This is a genomic window from Streptomyces sp. JJ36 (genome assembly GCF_021696945.1).
Taxonomy (GTDB): domain Bacteria; phylum Actinomycetota; class Actinomycetes; order Streptomycetales; family Streptomycetaceae; genus Streptomyces.
Map to the genome: position 1 here is coordinate 1 of NZ_JACYHE010000133.1, position 5,452 is coordinate 5,452.

Genomic DNA, 5,452 nt, shown 5'->3' on the forward strand with positions numbered 1-5,452 from the left:
CGCCGACGAAGGTCGTCTTGCCCACGCCGAAGCCGCCGGCCACCACGATCTTCGCCGAGGTCGTGGACTGGCCCGTCGGCGCCGCGTACCCCATCATCTGCCCGGTCGTCTGCGGGCTAGAGCTTGCGAAGTCCACTGAGCACCCTTTCCAGCAGTGTCACGTCGGGAGCGCCGCCCGGCTCCGAGCCGCCGCCGGGCTGGTGGATCGCCACCATGCCGGCCTCGGCCAGGTCGGCCACGAGAATCCGGGCCACCCCCAGCGGTATCGCGAGCAGCGCCGAGACCTCGGCGACCGACTTGACCTCCCGGCACAGGTGGCAGATGCGCTGATGCTCCGGGAGCAGTCCCTGCAGTTGCGCCGGGTCGGCGCTCGTGCTGACCAGAGCCTCGATCGCGAGCTGGTAGCGCGGCCGCGTCCGGCCCCCCGTCATCGCATAGGGGCGCACCAGCGGCTGGTCGCCCTCCTCTCCGTACGACGCGTGAGGTTGATGCGCACCGTACGGACCGGGCGAGGACTGCGGCGGGATCATGGCTCCTCCGAGCGAGGCATGAGGTCGGCGAGGCGGACTGTGGTGCTCATGTGGGGGGAGCTACGGTTCAGTTGAGAATGCTGCCTTGCAGTTCGGCGCGGACGTCCGGGGTCAGCACGGTACCCGCGCGGTCCACCAGCAGCGCCATCTCGTACCCCACGAGACCGATGTCGGCCTCCGGATGCGCGAGCACCGCCAGCGAGGAACCGTCCGAGATGGACATGATGAACAGGAAGCCCCGCTCCATCTCCACCACCGTCTGGTTCACCGCACCGCCCTCGAAGATGCGGGAGGCTCCGGCGGTGAGCGAGGTCAGACCCGACGCCACCGCCGCGAGCTGATCGGCACGGTCACGCGGGAAGCCCTCGGACAACGCAAGAAGCAGTCCGTCGGCGGAGACCACCACCGTGTGGGACACCCCCGGGGTGTTCTCCACGAAGTTGGTGATCAACCAGTTCAGATTCTGCGCCGCCTGGCTCATCGGACTCAACTAACGCTCCTGCTGGTAGGTGGGGCCAACGCCGGGTCTCTCGCCGGTCCGGCCGTTGCCGGCCTGCCGGCCCTGCTGGATACCGCGACGGAGATTGGTCAGCCGCCCCCGCACGTCGTCGGGCGCCCGCGAGACCTGCGGACCCGAACGGGCGGACGACTGCTGCTGCGCCGTACCCGCGACCAGGTTGGCCCTGGGCACGCGGCGCGGCAGGCCGGAGGTGGTGACGCCACCGGCGGCGGGCTGGCGGAGCTGCTCCGCTCGGCGCCAGCGCTCGTCGTTGGGGGACGCGCCCCAGTTCGCGTCCGCGTCGGACGGGGCCCCGGCGCCGCCACCGCGCTGCGGGCCCGCGTCGTGTGCCGGGCGGCGCTGCGGCATCGGCCGGCCGGCAGCGGCCGGGCCCGGACGTCCGCCGGGCGGACCCGGTTGCTGCGGCTCGCCGCCGGACGGCGCCCCGTAGGCGCCGTCCCGCTCCTGCGGGCCGCGGGAGCCGCGGAACCAGTTCGATTCCATCGACTCGAAGATCGGCGTGGGAGTGTCGGCCGCTGCCGGAGGGACGGCCGGTATGCCGAAGTCGGGGTCGCTCGGCTGCTGCGCGGGAGGGCCGCCGGGAGCGGGGAACTCGCCGGTGTCCTGCGGTCCGCCCCGGCCGCCCGGCATCGCCGGGCTCGGGTACTCGCCGCTGGTCTCGGCCTCGTCGTGGCCCCGCGGGGTCTCCTCGGGCGCGGCCCAGCTCGGGCGCTGCTGCTCCCCGGGGACGCGCCGGGCACCGGGGGTGCCGACGGGCGGCGGGGCCTGGAAGTCGGGACGCTCGAACTCGGCGGTGTCGCCCGGGCCACCGGCCTGCGGACGCGGGAACTCACCCGTGTCACCCGGGCCACCCGCCTGCGGACGCGGGAACTCACCCGTGTCACCCGGGCCACCCGCCTGCGGACGCGGGAACTCACCCGTGTCACCCGGGCCACCGGCACCGGTCAGCTCGCCCGCCGGGCCGCTCCGCATGGGCAGGGCGGGGCCGCCGGGAGCACGCTCGCCGCCGTACGGGGCCGGGCGGTCCTGCCCGGGCCGGTCGCCCTGCCGGCCGGACGGGCCGGGGCCCTGCCCACGCCCGGAGCCGCCGGAGTCGAAGAAGTTCACCGGAGTGCCGCCGGCACCGGCCGGCGAGGCGGGCCCCACCGGCCGGGTGGGCAGCCCACTGCCGCCGGTCAGGGCCGGGCGTGCACCGCCGGCCACCTCGCCGCGCGGGGCGCCGCCGGGAGCGCCGGCGCCCGGCCGTGGCTCGCGCTGCAACGCCGCCGCCAGACCGCCGCCCTTCGGGGCACCCGGGCCCCCGGGCGCTCCGTTGCCACCGCCGGGACGGCCCTTGGCGCCCTGGCCCGCGCCCTGGGCGACATCGACGGGCAGCATGACCAGCGCGGTGGTGCCGCCGGAGTCCGAGGGACGGAGCTGGATGCGGATGCCGTGCCGGAGCGAGAGGCGGCCGACCACGAAGAGGCCCATGCGCCGGGAGACGGAGACGTCCACCGTGGGCGGGTTGGCCAGCCGCTCGTTGATCGAGGAGAGGTCCTCGGGGGACAGCCCGATGCCGGTGTCGTGGATCTCCACCAGCACCCGGCCGTCCGGCAGCGCGTGACCGGTGACCTTGACCTTGGTCTGCGGCGAGGAGAAGGAGGTGGCGTTCTCCAGCAGCTCGGCCAGCAGGTGCACGAGGTCGTTGACCACGCGCCCGGCGACCTCGGTGGTGGGAACGGCGTTCAGCTCGATGCGCTCGTACTGCTCCACCTCGGAGGCGGCGGCACGCAGCACGTCGACGAGCGGCACCGGCCGGGTCCACCGGCGGCCCGGCTCCTCGCCCGCGAGGACGAGCAGGTTCTCGCCGTTGCGGCGCATGCGGGTCGCGAGGTGGTCCAGCTTGAAGAGCGAGGAGAGCTGGTCGGGGTCGGCCTCGCGGGACTCCAGCTCGGAGATGAGGGAGAGCTGACGCTGGATCAGGCCCTGGCTGCGGCGCGAGAGGTTGGTGAACATCGCGTTGACGTTGCCCCGGAGCAGCGCCTGCTCGCCCGCCAGCCGGACGGCCTCCCGGTGAACGTCGTCGAAGGCTGCGGCCACCTTGCCGATCTCGTCCCGGCTGTGCACGCCGACGGACTCCACGGAGGTGTCCACGTCCTGCGGCTCCGCCTCGGACATCTGCTTGACCAGCTCGGGCAGCCGCTGGCGGGCGACGTCCTGCGCGGTGTCCTGGAGCCGACGCAGCGAACGCACCATGGAACGGGCCACCACGAAGGCGCCGACGAGGGAGATGCCGAGCACGAGCAGGATGACGGCACCGTTGATCAGCGCGTCCTGCTGCGCCTCCCGGCGCAGCTTCCGGGCCTGCTGCTCCATCTCGGTGAGCAGCGACAGCTCGATCTTCTCCATCTCGATGATCTTGCTGCTGTCCTGGTCGTACCAGTCGAGGTACGAGCGCTGCTCGCGCTTGATGCCGTCCTCGGAGCTCAGCACCCGCTTGCGGTAGGTGTCCGCCGCGGTGATGTTGACGATGCCGCCCGTCAGGGGCTTCAGCAGCTCCTCGGAGTCGTCGCCGTAGATCTGGCCGAAGCTGGTGAGCTTGGACTTCTCACTCTCCATGGCCGTCTTGGCGTACAGCCGGTCGTTGTCGGAGAGCTCGGGGCCGCCCTTGTGGGCGAGGCCGGCGCTGATGATCGCCCGCTGGATGGAGGCGTACTCCTTGGCCGAGGAGAAGGCCGCCAGCGCACGGGTGCTCTGGATCATCTGGCTGTTGCTGGTGGCCTGCGCCATGTCCTGGGAGAGGGACAGCAGCGACTCGATCAGCCGGCTGTAGCGGTCCACCGTCTGCGAGGTGTACTGCGGGTTCTCGTACGCGCTCTCGCGGATGTCCTTGATGCCGTTGAGCTGGCGGGTGATGTCCACGACGGTGGACTGGACGCCGGCCATGACCTCGTCGTCGGCGTCGATCTCGCCCGTGGCCTCGTTGAACGCCTGGCGCGCCCGGTCGGTGTCCTCCCGGGCGGCGACGACCGAGTCGTCCTTCTCGTTACCGGTGCTGATCAGCGGCCCGGCGGACTTGTCGCGCTCCTCCTGGAGGGCGGCGGCCAGCTCGGTGGCGTGCTCCGTCATCTCGGTGAGGAGCTTCATGTTGTCGAGCTGGTCGACGTTGGACAGCGAGTCGTCGATACGGAGAGCGCCGAGCGTGGTGGCGGCGACCACGGGGAGCGCGAGCAGCGACACCAGTCGGGTGCTGATGCGCCAGTTGCGCAGGGCGAGCCGCGAGCCCGGGCCACTGGGGCCCGTGCTCTTGGACTCCTTGGACGACGTCTGCACCTCCACGCCGTCCGGCCCACCGCTCACGGTCATGCCGGAATCCCCGGAATCCGGCACGGCCGCCGTGGGGCTGCTCTCCTGGGCACGCTGGGGCGAGGAGCCGCGGTCGGTCGCACCGCGCAGCTCCGGGTCCCCCGCAGCGCTGCCATCCCTCTTGAAACGTCCCTGCACTAGCGTCGCAACCTCTGGACCAGGCGTCCCTCCGCTTGCGACGGTGGGACGGTATCGAGTCATGGGGGTTCCCGGGCCCCCTGGGCGGTCGTGAGTGACCGGCGCGTCCCCTCTCCACCGCCGCGCGGCGCTCCTGTGCGCCCCCTGCGCGCCGGCTGATGTCCCGCGGCGGTCCGTGGAATTCCAGCACAGTGCAGGATCTCCAACAAGGCCTGTGGATAACCCGGTGACGGGCGTGACGCTCCGCTGACAACGGGTCACGAAACGTGGAAACCGATGTCCGGGATTCCGGACTTTTCCCTACGAGCACCCCGGCCGGACGCGGTGCCCCGGTAGCGAGCAGTGAAGGTCGAACCTCTGCTTCAGCGGCGATTGTCCGTTTGCCCCGCACTCACATCTGTCCGTTCTGTGGCGCTTCCTCCCCAAGTAAGTGAGGAAACTCACACACCAGGAGTTGCCTAGATCACGGAACGGAGGGGAATACCGCGCCTACTCTCGGCGTTTACACGCCATACGGAAACGACAAGCGAAACGCTGGGGGATTCTTCCGGTGAAGAGCACGATGACCATGAGCACCATAGCCAACCCGCGTCGCACCACCCTCGCGCATCTGGAGGACGCGGACGAGCTCGCCGTGGCGGAGGCCACGGCCGGGAGCGAGGAGCTCCCCCGCCGGACCGCGAATCCGCGTCGCACCGTGCTCGTGGAGGCGCCGGCCGACGCCTGATGCCGCCACACACACGTGAGGCCCCGCACACAGCGCCGTGTACGGGGCTTTTCTTCTGCCCGCGGCCGCGCTCCCCGGCGTCGCAGTCTGCTGCCGGGGCCCCTTCCGCGATGCCGGTCCCGGCCTGGGTTCAGTGCTGCCAGCTGTGGGGGGCGGGGAAGCCGCGGGTGCGTTCCAGGCGGCGCCAGGGGG

The 5,452-nt window shown here is 72.0% G+C and carries 4 protein-coding genes; 1 reads left to right on the forward strand and 3 read right to left on the reverse strand.

Going from position 1 to position 5,452, the window contains the following annotated elements; all coding sequences use genetic code 11:
• Positions 1 to 116: 116 nt before the first annotated feature.
• From HOY81_RS26525 to HOY81_RS26535, 3 genes are all read right to left on the reverse strand, one after another.
• Positions 117 to 530: a DUF742 domain-containing protein gene (locus tag HOY81_RS26525; protein ID WP_237323252.1), complete on the reverse strand. Its 414-nt coding sequence runs from the start codon at positions 528 to 530 to the stop codon at positions 117 to 119.
• A 67-nt stretch (positions 531 to 597) separates the two neighbouring features.
• The gene (locus tag HOY81_RS26530) at positions 598 to 1,011 is read right to left on the reverse strand and encodes a roadblock/LC7 domain-containing protein (RefSeq protein WP_237323255.1); all 414 of its coding nucleotides are present in this window, start codon (positions 1,009 to 1,011) and stop codon (positions 598 to 600) included.
• Between the two features lie 9 nt (positions 1,012 to 1,020).
• Positions 1,021 to 4,533, reverse strand: coding sequence for a nitrate- and nitrite sensing domain-containing protein (locus HOY81_RS26535; protein WP_237323253.1), 3,513 nt, complete (start codon positions 4,531 to 4,533; stop codon positions 1,021 to 1,023).
• A 568-nt stretch (positions 4,534 to 5,101) separates the two neighbouring features.
• On the opposite strand from HOY81_RS26535, the gene HOY81_RS26540 reads away from it, so the two are divergent.
• Positions 5,102 to 5,260 carry a hypothetical protein gene (locus HOY81_RS26540; protein WP_237323256.1) on the forward strand — a complete coding sequence of 53 codons (159 nt, stop codon included), beginning with the start codon at positions 5,102 to 5,104 and terminating at the stop codon, positions 5,258 to 5,260.
• Positions 5,261 to 5,452: the final 192 nt, after the last annotated feature.

What these genes read in the sequence shown, in the direction of transcription:
- HOY81_RS26540 (WP_237323256.1), top strand. Translation starts at nt 5,102, where the DNA reads ATGAGCACCATAGCCAACCCGCGTCGCACCACCCTCGCGCATCTGGAG.
- HOY81_RS26525 (WP_237323252.1), bottom strand. Translation starts at nt 530, where the DNA reads ATGATCCCGCCGCAGTCCTCGCCCGGTCCGTACGGTGCGCATCAACCT.
- HOY81_RS26530 (WP_237323255.1), bottom strand. Translation starts at nt 1,011, where the DNA reads ATGAGCCAGGCGGCGCAGAATCTGAACTGGTTGATCACCAACTTCGTG.